This is a genomic window from Methanolobus sp. ZRKC3, from assembly GCF_045291275.1.
Classification (GTDB): domain Archaea; phylum Halobacteriota; class Methanosarcinia; order Methanosarcinales; family Methanosarcinaceae; genus Methanolobus.
In genome coordinates this window covers 2,415,706-2,432,023 of sequence record NZ_CP146982.1, presented here as the reverse complement: position 1 = coordinate 2,432,023, position 16,318 = coordinate 2,415,706, and the positions used below count along the sequence as shown (strand labels likewise).

At 44.8% G+C, this 16,318-nt stretch carries 17 protein-coding genes and 3 tRNA genes; 12 read left to right on the top strand and 8 right to left on the bottom strand.

The genetic code is table 11. The features are described 5' to 3' along the window. Positions 1-19: 19 nt before the first annotated feature. From V7O66_RS12355 to V7O66_RS12340, 4 genes are all read right to left on the bottom strand, one after another. Complete coding sequence (locus tag V7O66_RS12355) at positions 20-769, bottom strand: heparan-alpha-glucosaminide N-acetyltransferase (protein ID WP_406660609.1); 750 nt, start codon at positions 767-769, stop codon at positions 20-22. Between the two features lie 20 nt (positions 770-789). Next, a complete protein-coding gene (locus tag V7O66_RS12350) occupies positions 790-1,257 on the bottom strand; it encodes a Zn-ribbon domain-containing protein (RefSeq protein WP_406660608.1) in 468 nt (155 codons plus the stop codon). A 77-nt stretch (positions 1,258-1,334) separates the two neighbouring features. After that, entirely contained in the window at positions 1,335-2,192 is an 858-nt protein-coding gene (gene mtnP, locus V7O66_RS12345; protein ID WP_406660607.1) for an S-methyl-5'-thioadenosine phosphorylase, read from the bottom strand. Between the two features lie 19 nt (positions 2,193-2,211). Beyond that, the gene (locus V7O66_RS12340) at positions 2,212-2,910 is read right to left on the bottom strand and encodes a phosphoribosyltransferase (RefSeq protein WP_406660606.1); all 699 of its coding nucleotides are present in this window, start codon (positions 2,908-2,910) and stop codon (positions 2,212-2,214) included. A 125-nt stretch (positions 2,911-3,035) separates the two neighbouring features. On the opposite strand from V7O66_RS12340, the gene V7O66_RS12335 reads away from it, so the two are divergent. From V7O66_RS12335 to V7O66_RS12310, 6 genes are all read left to right on the top strand, one after another. Beyond that, a tRNA-Met gene (locus tag V7O66_RS12335) sits at positions 3,036-3,110 on the top strand. A 162-nt stretch (positions 3,111-3,272) separates the two neighbouring features. Next, a tRNA-Met gene (locus V7O66_RS12330) sits at positions 3,273-3,347 on the top strand. Positions 3,348-3,512: 165 nt separating this feature from the next. After that, positions 3,513-3,587: transfer RNA gene (locus V7O66_RS12325), tRNA-Met, on the top strand. Positions 3,588-3,669: 82 nt separating this feature from the next. After that, positions 3,670-4,503, top strand: a complete 834-nt coding sequence (locus tag V7O66_RS12320) for an EamA family transporter (RefSeq protein WP_406660605.1) — start codon at positions 3,670-3,672, stop codon at positions 4,501-4,503. 103 nt (positions 4,504-4,606) lie between these two features. Beyond that, positions 4,607-4,768: a DUF5654 family protein gene (locus tag V7O66_RS12315; RefSeq protein ID WP_406662655.1), complete on the top strand. Its 162-nt coding sequence runs from the start codon at positions 4,607-4,609 to the stop codon at positions 4,766-4,768. 207 nt (positions 4,769-4,975) lie between these two features. Beyond that, positions 4,976-6,295 (top strand): signal recognition particle protein Srp54, encoded by a 1,320-nt coding sequence (locus V7O66_RS12310; RefSeq protein ID WP_406660604.1) that lies wholly within the window; start codon positions 4,976-4,978, stop codon positions 6,293-6,295. A 3-nt stretch (positions 6,296-6,298) separates the two neighbouring features. On the opposite strand, the gene V7O66_RS12305 is transcribed toward V7O66_RS12310, so the two are convergent. Further along, positions 6,299-6,868: a GMP synthase subunit A gene (locus V7O66_RS12305; RefSeq protein ID WP_406660603.1), complete on the bottom strand. Its 570-nt coding sequence runs from the start codon at positions 6,866-6,868 to the stop codon at positions 6,299-6,301. A 199-nt stretch (positions 6,869-7,067) separates the two neighbouring features. On the opposite strand from V7O66_RS12305, the gene V7O66_RS12300 reads away from it, so the two are divergent. From V7O66_RS12300 to V7O66_RS12275, 6 genes are all read left to right on the top strand, one after another. Next, entirely contained in the window at positions 7,068-8,435 is a 1,368-nt protein-coding gene (locus V7O66_RS12300) for an RAD55 family ATPase (RefSeq protein WP_406660602.1), read from the top strand. Positions 8,436-8,569: 134 nt separating this feature from the next. Then, positions 8,570-9,367 (top strand): 2-amino-3,7-dideoxy-D-threo-hept-6-ulosonate synthase, encoded by a 798-nt coding sequence (locus V7O66_RS12295; protein WP_406660601.1) that lies wholly within the window; start codon positions 8,570-8,572, stop codon positions 9,365-9,367. Between the two features lie 32 nt (positions 9,368-9,399). Next, positions 9,400-10,542 carry a 3-dehydroquinate synthase II gene (locus V7O66_RS12290; RefSeq protein WP_406660600.1) on the top strand — a complete coding sequence of 381 codons (1,143 nt, stop codon included), beginning with the start codon at positions 9,400-9,402 and terminating at the stop codon, positions 10,540-10,542. 12 nt (positions 10,543-10,554) lie between these two features. Then, complete coding sequence (aroD, locus tag V7O66_RS12285) at positions 10,555-11,259, top strand: type I 3-dehydroquinate dehydratase (protein WP_406660599.1); 705 nt, start codon at positions 10,555-10,557, stop codon at positions 11,257-11,259. After that, positions 11,256-12,077, top strand: a complete 822-nt coding sequence (gene aroE, locus V7O66_RS12280; protein ID WP_406660598.1) for a shikimate dehydrogenase — start codon at positions 11,256-11,258, stop codon at positions 12,075-12,077. Before aroD ends, aroE begins: the two co-directional genes overlap by 4 nt. Further along, on the top strand, positions 12,074-13,390 hold the full coding sequence (locus V7O66_RS12275) for a prephenate dehydrogenase (RefSeq protein WP_406660597.1): 1,317 nt from the start codon (positions 12,074-12,076) through the stop codon (positions 13,388-13,390). Before aroE ends, V7O66_RS12275 begins: the two co-directional genes overlap by 4 nt. A 74-nt stretch (positions 13,391-13,464) precedes the next feature. On the opposite strand, the gene tpiA is transcribed toward V7O66_RS12275, so the two are convergent. The 3 genes from tpiA to nth form a co-directional block, all read right to left on the bottom strand. Further along, positions 13,465-14,133 carry a triose-phosphate isomerase gene (gene tpiA, locus V7O66_RS12270; RefSeq protein ID WP_406660596.1) on the bottom strand — a complete coding sequence of 223 codons (669 nt, stop codon included), beginning with the start codon at positions 14,131-14,133 and terminating at the stop codon, positions 13,465-13,467. A gap of 159 nt (positions 14,134-14,292) precedes the next feature. After that, on the bottom strand, positions 14,293-15,471 hold the full coding sequence (locus V7O66_RS12265; RefSeq protein WP_406660595.1) for a bifunctional 5,6,7,8-tetrahydromethanopterin hydro-lyase/3-hexulose-6-phosphate synthase: 1,179 nt from the start codon (positions 15,469-15,471) through the stop codon (positions 14,293-14,295). Between the two features lie 192 nt (positions 15,472-15,663). Beyond that, a complete protein-coding gene (gene nth / locus V7O66_RS12260; RefSeq protein ID WP_406660594.1) occupies positions 15,664-16,275 on the bottom strand; it encodes an endonuclease III in 612 nt (203 codons plus the stop codon). Between the last annotated feature and the right edge of the window lie 43 nt (positions 16,276-16,318).

Below are 16,318 nucleotides of genomic sequence, written 5' to 3'. Positions count from 1 at the left end.
AATAATTGCCAAAATACCCTTAATTCAAAGAGGAAAACAAAAGCAATACCCCTACAATGATTGGCTGGTGTACCAGATAGATGAACAGCGACCTTCTTCCCAGATAGCCAAGAGACCTCACAGCCAGATTCTCACTGAAATCGAATATGGCAAACTGCCGCTGGTAATCCACGTAGAGGCTGTTGCCTGTGAAGATGCCCAGAAGTACGACCCCAAACCAGGGGAAGAGGGGGAAGTAGTCAAGGGTGTAGAAGCCGTATGGCATTATCCCGAGCCATAGAAGTAAGGGGGATTCGATTACAATCTCGGTCACGACTATGCCCAGAAGTATTACTATGAATCCGGTTACAAGAGCCTCGGCACGATATTTCAGGAAGGGATAGGAAAGGATAATCGAGACTCCGATCAGGTGCAGTATACCAAAATAGACTGTGCCTTCTTCCAGCACTGTGGCGGTTATCAGGGTTATCAGAAGACCCCATGAGAATACACCTGCACCTCTTTTTGCAAATTTAAAGAACATATTCTGCTTTGCTGGCGAGGATAATTGTGAGCGGGAATAACTGAGGGTCAGGGAAACGCCTACTAGAAAAATGAACATGGTGGCTGAGCTTCTGCCCATGACAAGCATCGGGCCGGAATGCATATCAAATTGAGCTATGCCAAAATAATCCAGATCAAAGAAAATATGGAATAAGACCATCATGACGATGGCGATACCACGTAAAAGGTCAACTTCAAAGAATCGTTTTTTCTGAGTCTTATCCATTGTCGAACCATGGAGAATATTCATTTTTTCTTCTTTTTACCACTATTCTTATTGAAGACCGAACCCAGGTGCAATGCGTAAGTACCATCCTCTTTTATAGCCATGACGATTTCCTTTCGGTCGAGTAGGGAGTCAAGATTCAGTTCATAGGAACCAGGGCCAAGTATGCGGACCGATTCCACACGCTCCTCATCTTCTTCGGTGACACTGCGCTCTTCCTTATCCGCACCTATTAGCTCATCAATCTCACGGATGAACTTCTCTGCAGGAGCGGACTCATTCTCAGACTCTTCTGAATGTTGTGAACTCTCATCAATGATATGCCCTTTTGGCCCTTCAACTGAATCTGATTCCATCTCTTGGGCATTCTCAAGCTCCTCGTCTTTCACATAAAGGAATTTGTTCCAGCCGCAATTGGGACAACCTGTCAGGATAACAGAAGCACCGTCTATAAAGATTGATTCACATCTTGTGCACTTATGAGGCATAGTTCACCGGTTTAAATAAGAGCCATGATATTTTAAAACACTTGCGATAGCCTGCAAAATGTGGCAGGCCATCAATTTCAAAGATGCCTGCCAATGAGAGGTTCAAGCATTCTTTTCTTCTCATATGGTATCATATCCGCAGCTGTGGTAATGGCACCGGCAAGGGCATCCTTACACATGCAACCTCTGTCCAGACTTAGTTTTTCGATACAATCCACGATTATATCCTTCACTGCAGCCTCGTTCTTCATTGCATTCTCAATGACTTTCTCTATGGTGACATCTTCCTCATGCCATACATCGTAATCTGTCACAGTCGCTATCATGGTATAGCATATCTCAGCCTCCCTTGCAAGTTTTGCCTCAGGGATAGCAGTCATACCTATGATATCAAAACCAAGTGCCTTGTACACCCGGGATTCAGCACGTGTTGAGAACTGCGGACCTTCCATGCAGACATACGTGCCACCCTCCTTGACGTTGTAACCCTTGGACTTTGCAATATCGACTATGGAACTTGATGCCTCGGGACAGAATGGGTCGGCAAATCCCATGTGCACGACAATACCATCTTCAAAGAATGTGCTTGGTCTTGACTTTGTGCGGTCGTATATCTGATCAGGAATGACAATGTCCAGGGGAGCCAGTTCCTCTTTCAGACTTCCCACAGCAGATGCTGCGATGATACGCTTGACGCCTAGCTTTTTCAGTGCGAATATATTTGCCCTTGAATTAAGCTCAGAGGGAGAGATTCTGTGCCCTTTTCCGTGACGTGGAAGGAAACACACAGTCCTGTCACCATATTCACCAATGGTGATGGAATCCGAGGGTTTGCCAAAGGGTGTGTCAATGTCAACCTCGCGTACATTGTCCAGAATACTCGCGTCGTATATTCCGCTGCCACCAATTATTGCAATATCAGCTTTTTCGTTCATAGAATTCCTCAGATTTACCTTATACAAGCATCCAGTACTGCTTTCCTTCTTCTTTTACGGACGTTACAAGTTCTCTGCGATGCATCTCTTCCATGACCTCGGTGATCCTCCCAGGCTGTGCGATCTCAAAAGCAAAGGAATCCAGCGAGTGATACATATAAAGACCATGCTTTATGGCAGCAGCATCCCACATTACCTGATCACCCTTAGCCATCATAGTTGCAATAAGATTTGACATGTCCTCTATGAAATTCCATGGGAAGACCACCCATGCCCATTCCTCAAGGCGCTCTCCGCAGTAATCAGGGTCAAATGTTGAACAATCCAGATACTGAAGCGTTGCTGTACGAATTTCCTTAGGATTCTGCTTTGACACATACTCCTTTGAATACTCCATACTCTTGCCGGTATCTGTAATGTCATCGACTATCAGTACGTTCTTTCCTTCCACAGCATTATCAGCAAGTGGATATTTGATCAATGGCTCATCGCCTGTGAGTGCGGTTCCTATATAATGTTCGACCTTAAGGCTGGTAAGGTCATCAAGACCCAGAAAATCACAGAGCACACGACCTGCAAACCAGCCACCTCGGGCAAGCGCGATTATCATGTCAGGTTCGTAGCCTGAAGCTTTTACTTCATTCGCGACTTCTCTGCAAAGATCGTAGATATAATCCCAATTTGTAACAACACATTTGAATTTATCAGGTAAGGCCATTTAACTCTCTCCAAATTTGAGTGTATTTATATAAATATGACATATATCTTTTTGCATAGCGGATTGCGCAACCTTTATCTGCAATGGCAATGTTGTAGGGAAGTACCTCAACCTAAACACATAGAAGCGGGGTGGGGTAGCCAGGAGATCCCGACGGGCTCATAACCCGTAGACCGATGGTTCGAATCCATCCCCCGCTACTAATTTTAGCATTTCTTAATGTTATTTAACAACTCAAATTACAGATATATTGCCAATCTGATATTACAAAGATAATCAGATGCAGCTATCTAATATTACATTCAGACTGATTTATATTCAATCGCAATGTACCAGGGAACTACCCAACCTGGATACAAAGAAGCGGGGTGGGGTAGCCAGGAGATCCCGACGGGCTCATAACCCGTAGACCGATGGTTCGAATCCATCCCCCGCTACTAATTTTAGCATTTCTTAATGCATTTTTAACAATCCAGATCATAGAGTTATTTCCAGCCGGACATTACAAGGATGGATCAGATTCAATTATCCAATATTACATTCAGACTGCTTTATATGCAATGGCATCGTACTAGGGAAGTACCTCAACCTAAATACATAGAAGCGGGGTGGGGTAGCCAGGAGATCCCGACGGGCTCATAACCCGTAGACCGATGGTTCGAATCCATCCCCCGCTACTAATTTTAACACTTTTTTAATACTTTTTAAACACCCCGACCATAGAGTTATTTCCAGCCCGATGTTGCAAAGAGGAATCATATGGAACTATCTGTTGTTATATTCGGACTGATATCTGCAGCATTCTGGGGTGCAGGTGATTTTAGTGGAGGGGTTGCAACAAAAAAGCATGAGGTGCTAAGTGTTGCCACTATTGCACAAATTATCGGGCTTCTGATCCTGTCACTGGTCGCATTGACCCTGGGAGAAAATACCCCATCCATCGAGAATATCATGTGGGGTGCTGCAGCCGGAATCTCAGGAGGGATTGGTATACTTGCACTGTACCATGCACTTTCCATCGAAAAAATGGGAGTTGTTGCCCCTGTGACCGCTGTATCCAGTGCACTTGTACCCGTCGTTTTTGGAATGATGTCGGAAGGAATTCCCGCCAGCATTCAGATACTTGGTTTCTTCTTTGCGCTTATCGGAGTCTGGTTGATATCAAGAGAGGACAGCGATAGTGCAATACATCTCAGCCGCCTGAAACTACCCTTGATTGCAGGATTTGGTTTTGGATTCTTCATGATACTCATAGATCAGCTAAACGGAACTGGCATATTATGGCCTCTTGTCGGAGCCAGGGTCGCTTCCATTTCAATGTTCCTTCTGGCAGGGGTTTACAAAGGTGGCATGCAAATGCCCGAAATGAAGCACCTCCCGCTCATCATCCTGGCAGGAATTTGTGATTCCGGAGGAAATGTATTCTATACCCTGGCAGCCCAGGCAGGAAGAATAGACATAGCAGCGGTGTTAAGCTCACTATATCCTGCAGCAACTGTCCTCCTGGCATGGATATTCCTCAGGGAACGGCTTACATATAGACAATGGATAGGGATCATCTCTGCAATGTTAGCTGTTGTTCTGATATCATGAGAATCAGGACGATGGCGGCATCCAGAGAAAACAGGCTCTGAAAGGAGAAGTGGTTGACAAATTAGCCGCGCTTATAAGTGCAGCATTTGGGTAGGTAGCAGCCCTGGCATGGAACGATGCGATCAAGTCGTTATTCGCAGAGGTAAGAGCACTTTATTTCCTTGCATCCTGGGGTATATGGGCGTATGCGATATTCGTAACTATTCTTGCAGTTATATTTACCATCTGGATAGGAAGGGTCGCGGAGAAGTCAAAACAAGAGTAAGAAACCATATATCTATATTCTTTTTCTTTTTCTTTTTTGTTGATGTAACGCCCTGAGAGGTGCAGGGACACAAAACTTGCCATGAATATTTTTGCACTTGAGAAGATAACATATATCTGCAAAAAAATCACAATCCCACTAGGGTTAAATATGAACTACCCATTTATTAGAACAAATAAATAGTAGAACTTACAGGATGATCCTTAAATGGTAATGGACAAACTCGGGAATTCTTTACAGGATGCCCTTAAAAAACTGGTAAAATCAGGACGTATCGATGAGCGAACTGTAAACGAAGTTGTCAAGGACATCCAGAGAGCATTGCTTCAGTCAGACGTGAACGTCAAGCTCGTCATGGAAATGTCACAGCACATAAAAGAGCGTGCTCTCAAAGAAGAAGTCCCATCAGGCATGAGCCCCAGGGAACATATCATAAGGATTGTTTACCAGGAACTCATCAACATAATTGGAAAAAGTACTGATATTCCGTTAAAACCTCAGACCATCATGATGATAGGTTTGCAGGGAAGCGGTAAGACCACCACCACATCAAAGCTTGCACGCTATTTCCAGCGTAAAGGTTTGCGCCCTGCAGTGGTTTGTGCGGATACGTTCCGCCCCGGTGCATATCAGCAGCTTAAAACGCTTTGTACCAAACTCAATGTGGCTTTCTATGGAGAGGAAGGCAACCCTGATGCAGTGGGCATAGTTGTGAGAGGACTCAAGGAATTGCAAAAACATGATGTGCTTATCGTGGATACCGCAGGTCGCCACTCCCTTGAAGGGGACCTCATAGTGGAGATGGAGAATATCCATGATGTTGCAAAGCCGGATTACAAATTACTGGTACTCGATGGTGCCATTGGCCAGCAGGCAAGCGAGCAGGCACGTACGTTCAACGATTCCATAGGAATTTCCGGCGTAATAATATCCAAACTTGATGGTACTGCAAAAGGTGGTGGAGCACTTTCAGCCGTATCCGAAACCAATTCATCAATAGCTTTTATCGGTGTTGGAGAAACACCTGAAGACCTTGAAAGGTTTGAACCGGACAGATTCATTTCCAGACTTCTTGGAATGGGTGATATCAAGAGTCTCATAGAGAAGGCAGAGGAAGCCCTCGGAGAAGAAGACCTTGATATGGAAGCCATGATGAGAGGCAGATTCACCCTCAAGGACATGTACAAACAGCTTGAGAGCATCAATAAACTCGGGCCAATGAAGCAGATCATGCAGATGCTTCCGCTCGGAGGACTTGGGGCCAAGATACCCGAAGATGCGTATCAGGTCACCGGAGATAAACTGGGTCGTTACAGGGTTGTAATGGACTCCATGACCGAAGAAGAAATGCTGAACCCGCGCCTTATTGGCAGTTCACGTATTAAGAGAATTGCAAGAGGAGCAGGATGCAGCGCCGATGATGTCAGGGAACTGCTCAAATATCATAAGATGATGCAGAGCGCCATGAAAGGAATGCGTGGCGGTAAATTCAATATGCAGAAAATGATGAAGAAAATGGGAATGTGAGACTTAATAATTCTCACATACCTCAAAGAAATTCATCAACAACTCTTCCCCTTTATCGGTGTGTGCAACCTCTGGATGCCACTGCACACCATATATTGGCTTTTCAGGATGTTTCATAGCCTCGATCTCACATATATCTGATCTTGCAAGCTGTATGAAACCTTCAGGCATTGTAAGTACTTCGTCTGCATGTGATGCCCAGACCGAGGTGCTTGGACCAAGCCCTTTAAGGATGTCGTCCTCTTCGATGATCTCAACATTTATGTCAGCATAGCCACCAGACACACCTGAACCAACCTCTCCTCCGAAAGTCTTTGCGATGAGCTGATGCCCAAGACATATGCCTAGAATAGGAATATCCAGCTTTTCCACATATTCCTGGCATAGTCCTACACGTTCCATGGAAGGGCCACCACTTAAAACAATACCATCCGGCTTCTCAGCAAGAATGTCCTCTATGGAAGTTGTGTTTGGGATTACCTTTGTGTCCATGTCCAGATCACGCACTGCACGATGGATAAGATGGCAGAACTGTCCGTAATTATTGATAACAAGAATTTTCAATGTATTCATATCTGTTGTCCTTATTTCAAATCATTGTATTAATACTATGCATTGATATTGTTATTTTTCCTATAAGACATTTTCATACTCTGTACTTGATAAATAACGTTAAGTAAAATCAAGCTCAAAACTATGTTGGGAAGAGGAACTTTCATATAAAACTAAATATAATTACTTTAGTTACCGACAATTTTAAAGAGGGAGTACTTTGGAGATTGAGTCAACGGGTATACCAGGACTGGATGAAATACTAGGAGGAGGCATAAAGCCACCATTCACCATGCTTATAGCAGGCAACCCCGGCACCGGGAGAACCACACTTGGAGTGCAGGCCCTTTGCTCTGCTGCCCGAGAGGGAGAAACAGTTCTCTATGTCGGCGTAACTTCAAAATCAGAGGATATGATGCGGAGAGTTCTTTCCAGCTATGATTTCTTTGATGAGAAGGTGAACATCCGCACTTTCAACATCAGTTCAGTTGAAAGGGACCCACTGACCATTCTTGTTGAACTTAGTAACATGGTAACTTCCCTAAAACCCAGCCATATTGTGATCGATCCGGTCACACCCATAGGCTTCGGCTTCCCTGAGGCAGAAAGAAGAAGGTTCATGTATTCGCTCAACTCAGCCATAGGCGAATGGAACGCCATTGTATACCTAACAGGGACCATGTCAACAGAACAACTCTGCAGATCGGTGATCACGGACATTGTCGATGGCGTAGTGCACCTGTCCCAGCATATAGGCCACAGGAAAAGCAAGCGTTGCATAAGAGTTGTAAAATTCGGTACTGCCAGCTATATCGAAGGAGAACATGCTTTTGAGATATCAACCTCAGGCATGAGCATATATCCAAGGATCGAGCCAGATGTGCTTGAACCTGATTGGGACATGAAAAGGATCAAGGTGGGTATATCCGGACTCGATGAGCATATGGGAGGCGGTTTGCTAGAACGCTCTTCAACCCTTATCGCAGGCAACACAGGTACTGGCAAGACCCTGTTTGGACTGCAGTTCATAATTGAAGGTGCCCTTAATGGAGAAGTGGGAATCATCAACAGTTTTGAGGAAACTCCAGGAGAACTAAGGTACTATGCTTCAAATTTCGGACTGAACCTTGAAGAGCTGGAAGAAAAGGAACTTGTGAAAATAATCCATACGCCTCCTTCTGAGATCAATTCCTGCAAGCATGCCTTTGAACTAAAGGAAAATATTGAAAGAATGGAAGCTAAGAGAGTTCTCATTGATGATATTTCTGCATTTGATATCGTTGTGGACAACATCAATGATAAAAAAGGACATATATCCAACCTGATAAGGCTTTTTAAGAACAAAGGAGTTACTTCTGTTTTGATAAAGGGTAATATGGCTGCAGGAAGTGACATACTCCTCTCTGAAATACCCATATCAGCCATAGTTGACAACCTGCTGTTGCTCAGGAATTTGGAGATTGACAAGGAGATCAAAAAATCTCTTTCTATTCTAAAAATGCATGGCAGTAGCCATGAGAAGCATCTAATCAATTACGACATTGGCAACAATGGAATAGAGATCGGAACTTTTCTGAAAGATATTTAAACCTCCTATTTCTATTTTTATCAGGTCGTTAGCAAAATCTTTAAATATATTACTATGCTACTATGTCACACACTAGCACGGGCATGATATTACGTATTGCCCGATAAAAACACAAACCATCGGAAGGAATACAAATGACTGATATTGGAAAGAGCATCCGAATTGAAAGAATTATGCATAGAGACAGTAGAAACATAGTGCTTATACCCATGGACCATGGAATATCAGACGGACCTATCAAAGGACTGATCGATGTCGCAGATTCCATTAATAAAGTAGCCGATGGTGGAGCAGATGCCATACTTATGCAGAAAGGCATAGTAAAACACGGCCACAGAGGATACGGACATGATGTAGGCCTTATTGTCCACATCAGCGCATCCACAATACTTGGCCCGGACCCAAATAATAAGGTACAGGTCTGCAGCGTGGAAGAGGTAGTGAAAATGGGAGCTGATGCTGTTTCAATTCATGTGAACGTAGGTTCTGAAACCGAAGCTGACCAGTTACAGCAACTCGGAGCTGTGGCTGAACAGTGCAACTACTGGGGAATGCCACTGCTTGCAATGATGTACCCAAGAGGAAAGAAGGTAACCAACCCACATGACCCGCAACTCGTTGCACATGCTGCAAGAATAGGGGCAGAACTTGGTGCTGACGTTGTTAAAACCGTTTACACAGGTGACCCTGACTCATTCAAGGATGTTGTGAATGGATGTCCTGTACCTATAGTAATTGCAGGCGGTCCAAAGACAAACACCGATGAAGAGTTCCTCCATATGATCAAGGGTGCAATGGAAGGCGGCGCAAGGGGTGTTGCTATCGGAAGAAATGTATTCCAGCATGAGAGCCCAACCAAAATTACAAAAGCGATAACAGAGATAGTGCATCACAGTAAAACTGTAGAAGAAGCACTGGAAATGCTCAAGTGATATAATAGACCAGTGCCTGTGGACGTGCCCTCATGAACAATAAAATAATCTGGATCAAAGCTGACGAAGGAAGCTGGGATGAGCGTAAAGCCATCATAACAACCGGGATGGAATCAGGTGTTGACCATATACTTGTCAATGCTGATGAAGTGAAGAAGGTCAAAGAACTCGGTAATGTAAACGTTGCAGCCTTTTCCAACAAGAAAGTAGACGGTGCTGACGTCATTGTTATTGGAAAGGGAGGAGAAGGAGATGGCACAAAACCATTACCCCCTGATTACGCAGGTTCACTGGATATTACCACTGCCTTAAATCTCAAGGAAAAGGGATTCAAGGTAGCAGGTTACGTGGTCATTCACAACAAAGAATACGAGAAATTTGCAGCAGAGATGGGCAATGTTTGTGATTACCTCATAACTATCGGTACTGACTGGCAGATCATTCCTCTTGAGAACCTCATTACAGGATTACAGAAAAAAGACGTGAAACTCATATCCGGCGTCAAAGATTCAGAAGAAGCAAGGCTTGCCTTCGAGACAATGGAACACGGAACAGATGGTGTTCTACTTGACACCGATGACCTCAGCCAGATCAAAAAGACAGTAGCAGTTGTGGAAAGTGCAGGCACACAGAGCCTCCAGTTACAAGCTGCTGTTGTTACAAAGGTAGAGGCTGTGGGAATGGGTGACCGTGTTTGTGTCGATACCTGTAACCTGATGACAAAAGGCGAAGGAATGCTTGTGGGTTCACAGTCAAATGGCATGTTCCTTGTACACTCAGAATCAGAGGAAAGTCCATACGTAGCAGCCCGACCTTTCAGAGTCAATGCTGGCGCAGTTCACGCATATGTAAGAGTTGGCGAAAACACACGTTACCTGTCAGAACTCAAATCAGGTGATGAAGTTACCATCGTAAATGCAAGTGGTGTGCAAAGAGCAGGAGTTGTAGGCAGGGTCAAGATCGAAAGGAGACCGCTCATACTGGTGGAAGCAGACCTTAACGGCAAGATCATCAAGAACGTCTTACAGAATGCGGAAACTATCAAGCTTGTAACAAAGGATAAGCAACCCATATCAGTGGCCGAACTTAAACCAGGCGATGAGATACTGGTCTATTCTGAGGACGTAGGACGTCATTTCGGAATGATGATCGAGGAAACCATCATAGAACAATAGGCAGGTATCTTTATGGTAAAGATAGGGAACTTTGATCTTGCTGAGAAGCCCGCCATCGTTTCAGTGATAGACGACGATCCTGCTGAGAGTGCTAAAGCTGCAAACTGGCTTGGCGCGAACCTGCTGGAATTGAGACTTGACCTTCTCAATTTTTCAGACCTTGATGAAGCCAGGAAGACCATTGAAAGGATAAAAGTGAACACAAAGCTCCCGTGTATTGCAACCAATAGGTTACAATCTGACGGTGGCAAGTGGGAAGGCAGCGAGGATGAAAGAATTGCATTATTGATAGATATCCTGCCTTTTGTTGAAGCCGTGGACATTGAGCTGAGTGCAGATGCAGACCAGCGCAGCAAAGTCATAGAAGCAGCAAAAGCAGCCGATGTTACTATTATAGTCTCAGCCCACGATTTTGATGCTACTCCGTCCGTTACGGAAATGAAGAGCATACTCGAGAGGGCACATGAAGCAGGTGCAGATATTGCCAAACTGGCAGTTATGGCCCACACCAGACAGGATGTTCTTGATCTGCTGCAGGCAACCGCCGACATGGAAAAACCCATATGCACCATCGCAATGGGTGATATCGGAAAACACAGCCGCATAGTAGCACCATGTTATGGCTCACTCCTCACATATGGAGCAATAGCCAAAGCCGTAGCACCCGGACAGATAAAGATCCATGAACTTAAGTCAGCTCTGGAGATACTCTTTTGAGAACTATTTTTGCGGTTTATGGTGACCCGATAGAGCATTCCCTGTCACCAAATATGCATAATGCTGCATTTAAGGAACTGGGAATGGATTGCACGTACCATGCATACAGAGTGAAACCAGCAAGACTGAAGGACACTTTACTCAGGGCGCAGGCCATGGGTTTTGGAGGAGTGAATCTCACAGTACCCCTCAAGCAGGAAGCATTAAAAATAGTAGATGCCGACCCCCTTGCAGCAGCCATTGGAGCAATTAATACCATAGACTTCAAGGACGGAATGAAAGGCTACAACACCGACGGCATAGGTGCCAAACGCTGTATTGAGGAAGAAGGAGTTACAATATCAGGATCTAATGTTCTCATTGTAGGTGCAGGCGGCGCCTCCAGAGCAATAGCATTCCAGTTTGCAAAGGACGGAGCCAATATTACAATAGCCAACCGGACCGAAGAAAAGGCAGTGGAACTTGCCACGGAAGTGAGTTCATTTGGAAATGCCAGGGGATGCGGGCTTGATGATCTCAAAGAACTGATAGCAGGATCAGATATACTCATCAACTGTACAACCCTGGGAATGCATCCTAATATCGATACAAGCATAGCAACGGCAGAGGACATGCATCCGAACCTGACAGTTTTCGACATTGTGTACAACCCTCTTGAAACCCGTTTGCTAAGAGAAGCAAAAAAGGCTGGCGCAAAAACAATCACCGGTGTGATGATGCTTGTTTACCAGGGAGCTGAAGCTTTCAGGATATGGACCGGCGTGGAGCCACCTGTTGATGTGATGAAAAAGGCAGTATTGGAGGGACTTAAGCTTTGAAAGTGCTGATCATCGGCGGTACCGGGGAAATGGGACAATGGTTCTCCCGTTTCTTCAAGGAAAATGATTACGAGGTTACCGTCTGGGGCAGCAGCGGCAAAGTAGAGATTGCCGAGCACCTGGGAGTGGAATTTGCCCACGATCTCGATACTTCCATTTCAGAAAGTGATATAGTTATTATCACAGTACCCATCGATATCACGGAAAGGGTCATTGCAGACACTGCACCTAAAATGAAAAACGACAGCCTGTTAATGGACCTCACATCACTGAAGGTCGGACCCACAGAAGCGATGTTGAAATATGCACCGCAGGGCGTGGGAATACTGGGAACACACCCCATGTTCGGACCATCCATACCCAGTCTTCACGGACAGACCTTCATACTCACACCCATCGAGGGAAGATCGGAGAAATGGTTACCCGTAATGCGGGAACTCTTCGAATCCAGTGGAGCACACATAGAGATAATCAGCCCTCGGGAACATGACCATTTCGTTTCCGTGGTCCAGGGACTTACACACTTTGCCTACATTACCATTGGCACTACTTTTAACAGGCTTGATTTCAGCGTCAGTGAATCACGACGGTTCATGAGCCCGGTCTATGATATCATGGTGGATTTCGTTGGCAGAATACTGGGCCAGAATCCGTACCTCTATGCATTCATCCAGATGGAGAATCCCGAAGTTCTCAAAGTCCATAAGGCATTCATGCAGGAATGTAGTGACATGTCAAGAATCGTAGAAGAGCACGACGTTGAAGGATTCATTACCAAAATGAGAGATGCTGCGACTCATTTTGGAGATACTGCCGCTGCACTACGCCGTTCTGACAAGCTCATCAATTCCAAGATATCCGAATTTGACCAGCTACTGGCATCCATCGGAGAAGAAAGAGCCATGAGACACATCTACTCCGATACCGTACATGCAGGGATTGTGGAAAGAGTCAGTCCACGAAATGTGATACTGGACACAGGTAGCAAGAAAGTTACTCTTAAGATAGAGAACATTCGATTGCTTTCAGAAGAAGAGATGCACGCATGGAAGACTACAGATCTCGAGCATCATCTAAGAGACGTATCAGCATTTGTACCCAATGGTTCGGACCCTGAAATAATCAAAGGAATCATCCAGTGCAACGAAAATATAGTTGATGTAGAAATTATCGATACATACGCAGGGCTGGAAGATAGCGATAGAATGAGCGTCACTTTCCGCCTGAAGATCCTTGGTGATCATGAGCCTGAAAATATCCGGCATGAGGTCGAGACTCTTTTAACAGGCATTGGATGCCAGATAAGAGGCTAAGATCCGTATATTTTGAATTAAGACCAAAAAAAACATAAATCAGGTACATGACGTACCTTTTTACTTTAAGGATATCAAACCTTACTTACAAGGTCTTCAAGTGCAGCTTTTGGGTCTGCTGCTTTTACAATTCCTGACGCCAGCAAAACACCCACAGAACCAAGTTCCAGAGCTGCTGCAAGGTCTTCTCCTTTTGAGATTCCTGCACCACAGAGAACCTGCACTGCCGGGTTTATCCTTTTCACTGCTTCAACTGAACCGGTAACCACTCCAGGGTCTGCCTTTGAAACAGGAATGCCCGAGCCGATAAGTTCAGGTGGTTCCACAGCTACATAGTCAGGGCCGAGTGCTGCTGCAGCTGCTGAGGTTGCAACGTTGTTCGTGCAGACTATAGTTTTAATGTCAAGAGCTTTTGCTGTTGTAATTGATGCATCGATGTTTGCAAGTGTGAGACGACATTCAGAGTGGTTGATAAGAGTGCCAACGGCTCCTGCATCTTTAACACATTGTCCGAATGCATGTCCTGTAAAGCTGCCCGCACCCACAGGGTCAAGACTCTGTGCATAGACCGGGAGGTCTACCTGTGATGCAACACGATAGATGTCACAGAACTGAGGTGCGACACCAATTTCGATCCCTGAATCATCTGCAACTTCCATACATGCCTGTGCAACCTTTACGGCGCCTTCGCCTGTACCTTCAAGATATGTCTTGAGGTTCAGGACTATCAATGTAGAACTCAAATTCTATCACTCCAATATGAATATCACTATACGTGTAATGAATGTAGAAGTATAGATGTAACTTCAACTATAAATATAAAAGGCAAAAAAAAGGCAAAGGACAAAAAGAAACTGAAAAGAAAAAGGTAAACGTGTGGATTACACACGTTTGCCGCACGTTTAGAAATCAGTCATTACTCTGAACTGATCAATTTCCGGGTTGTTGAGACCTTCAATGAACTTCTCTGCAACCTGTCTTACATCCTTAGCGTTGGTGATTGCTCTGCCAACTACAAGAACGTCTGCACCTGCGCTGAGTGCATCCGGCATTGTGTCGATACGTACACCACCAGCAACTGCCACCAGGATCTTTGGTGAGAGTGCCTTGATACCTTCTATGCTGCCCCATGCGTGTGCAGTACCTTCGATATCAATTGCACGGTGGAGTTCAACTACATCCGGGTAAACATCGAGTTGCTCAAGTACAGCTATAGGATCATCACAGTTGAGTGTGTCCATTACAGCATAGATACCTGTCTTGTGTGCCTCTTCAATTACCTTGTTAAGAGTTGCTATTGGAGCAAGTGCGGAAACAACAATTGCGTCTGCTGTTGCATCTGCCACCATACGTGCCTCGAGGTTACCTGTGTCGAGTGTCTTAAGATCAGCAACTATGAATGCGTCAGGGCGGATCTCTCTGAGCTTGGAGATAACGTCAACGCCATAGCGTTTGATAAGAGGTGTACCAGCTTCAAGGATAACGTGGTCGCTCTTTGGAATCTGCTTGACGATGTCAAGAATAACAGGAAGGTTTGGATTGTCAAGTGCAACCTGAAGGTATGGTGGGTTCCAGAGTCTGGATACCTTGAATCCCATGATTGCGTGACCCATTCTGTCTTTCTCTGCGAGTACGGTGTCAACGTTAGGGAAACCATCTACTGCGCGTTTTACAGCCAATTTTGCAGCTCCGTAGTTGTATCTGTAGATCTTGTTGTAGTCAGTTGCTTCAGGGTGGATGAAGACGCTTGCAACAACAACTATGTCTTCAATATCCATATCGCCAAATGCGCCTTCTTCAAGAGCATCTGCAACAGCTTTGGACACTGCAGCCTGTGCAGGACCGAATATCTGAGCAGCCTGGTCCATGTTCTTTACTGTGACCTTAGGGACGATAAGTGTAGCTGGCTTTGCTGGAAGGTTTGGACGGATCACTGAAAGCAGAGGTGTGTGACCTGCTGATAACTGTGTAAGACCGTTTGCGAATGCCTGACCTACTGGACCGTTTTTCTCTCCGATCATAAGGTCGATGTGTGCGAGTTCTGGTGCCTCGCCTATTAATGCTTCTCCGATTAGTAACATGGTTCACCTACATATATACTAGATAAATGTTAATTTATTAATTAGATCAATTTATTTATCAAATCAATCAGTACTCGTGCTAAACTGGCAATTTTTATATTATAGTTACGGCACAAAATACAAGATTTGTGCTTTATATAGTATGTATAGATAAATAGTTTGTCAAAACTCCCTTTTTTAGTTTATTAAGAACTAGATTATCTTGGGACAGATATCATTCATAATACAGACATCACATTTTGGAGATGTAGGACGACATATTTGCTTGCCGAACAGTACCATGAGCCCGTTTATTTCCTTCCAGGCATCCCTGGGCACTATCTTCTCAAGTTCTAGTTCAGTTTCATCAGGGGTTGAAGTGTTAACAAGACCCATGCGATTGGATATCCTGTGAACATGGGTATCCACAGCTATGACATCCTGGTCATATGCATAACCCAGCACGCAATTAGCCGTTTTGCGGCCAACTCCCGGCAGTTTAAGAAGCTCTTCCATGGTGTCAGGAACTATTCCCCCGTAGTCCATGAGGATCATGTGAGATATGTCGATTATGCGCTGGGCTTTTACCCTGTAAAAACCCACCTCTTTGATCAATTCCTGAATTTCCCCGGCACTTGCCTCTGCCATTTCCTGTGGGGTGCTGAACACTGAAAAAAGCTTCTGGCTTGTGGGAATGGTTACTTCATCACGGGTGCGCTGGGAAAGGACCGTGGATATCAGAAGATAGAAAGGGTCTCTGTTTATGTGAAAATATCCATTGGGATACAACTTTTTCAATCGGGAAACAATGATTTCTACAGACATCAGATGCAATATGGCCTTGATACCATAAAGAGATTTTTCGATA

Excerpts from the sequence above, each read along its gene's own strand:
- V7O66_RS12355 (WP_406660609.1), bottom strand. The coding sequence starts at position 769 with ATGGATAAGACTCAGAAAAAACGATTCTTTGAAGTTGACCTTTTACGT.
- V7O66_RS12350 (WP_406660608.1), bottom strand. The coding sequence starts at position 1,257 with ATGCCTCATAAGTGCACAAGATGTGAATCAATCTTTATAGACGGTGCT.
- mtnP (WP_406660607.1), bottom strand. The coding sequence starts at position 2,192 with ATGAACGAAAAAGCTGATATTGCAATAATTGGTGGCAGCGGAATATAC.
- V7O66_RS12340 (WP_406660606.1), bottom strand. The coding sequence starts at position 2,910 with ATGGCCTTACCTGATAAATTCAAATGTGTTGTTACAAATTGGGATTAT.
- V7O66_RS12320 (WP_406660605.1), top strand. The coding sequence starts at position 3,670 with ATGGAACTATCTGTTGTTATATTCGGACTGATATCTGCAGCATTCTGG.
- V7O66_RS12310 (WP_406660604.1), top strand. The coding sequence starts at position 4,976 with ATGGTAATGGACAAACTCGGGAATTCTTTACAGGATGCCCTTAAAAAA.
- V7O66_RS12305 (WP_406660603.1), bottom strand. The coding sequence starts at position 6,868 with ATGAATACATTGAAAATTCTTGTTATCAATAATTACGGACAGTTCTGC.
- V7O66_RS12295 (WP_406660601.1), top strand. The coding sequence starts at position 8,570 with ATGACTGATATTGGAAAGAGCATCCGAATTGAAAGAATTATGCATAGA.
- V7O66_RS12290 (WP_406660600.1), top strand. The coding sequence starts at position 9,400 with ATGAACAATAAAATAATCTGGATCAAAGCTGACGAAGGAAGCTGGGAT.
- aroD (WP_406660599.1), top strand. The coding sequence starts at position 10,555 with ATGGTAAAGATAGGGAACTTTGATCTTGCTGAGAAGCCCGCCATCGTT.
- V7O66_RS12265 (WP_406660595.1), bottom strand. The coding sequence starts at position 15,471 with ATGTTACTAATCGGAGAAGCATTAATAGGCGAGGCACCAGAACTCGCA.
- nth (WP_406660594.1), bottom strand. The coding sequence starts at position 16,275 with ATGTCTGTAGAAATCATTGTTTCCCGATTGAAAAAGTTGTATCCCAAT.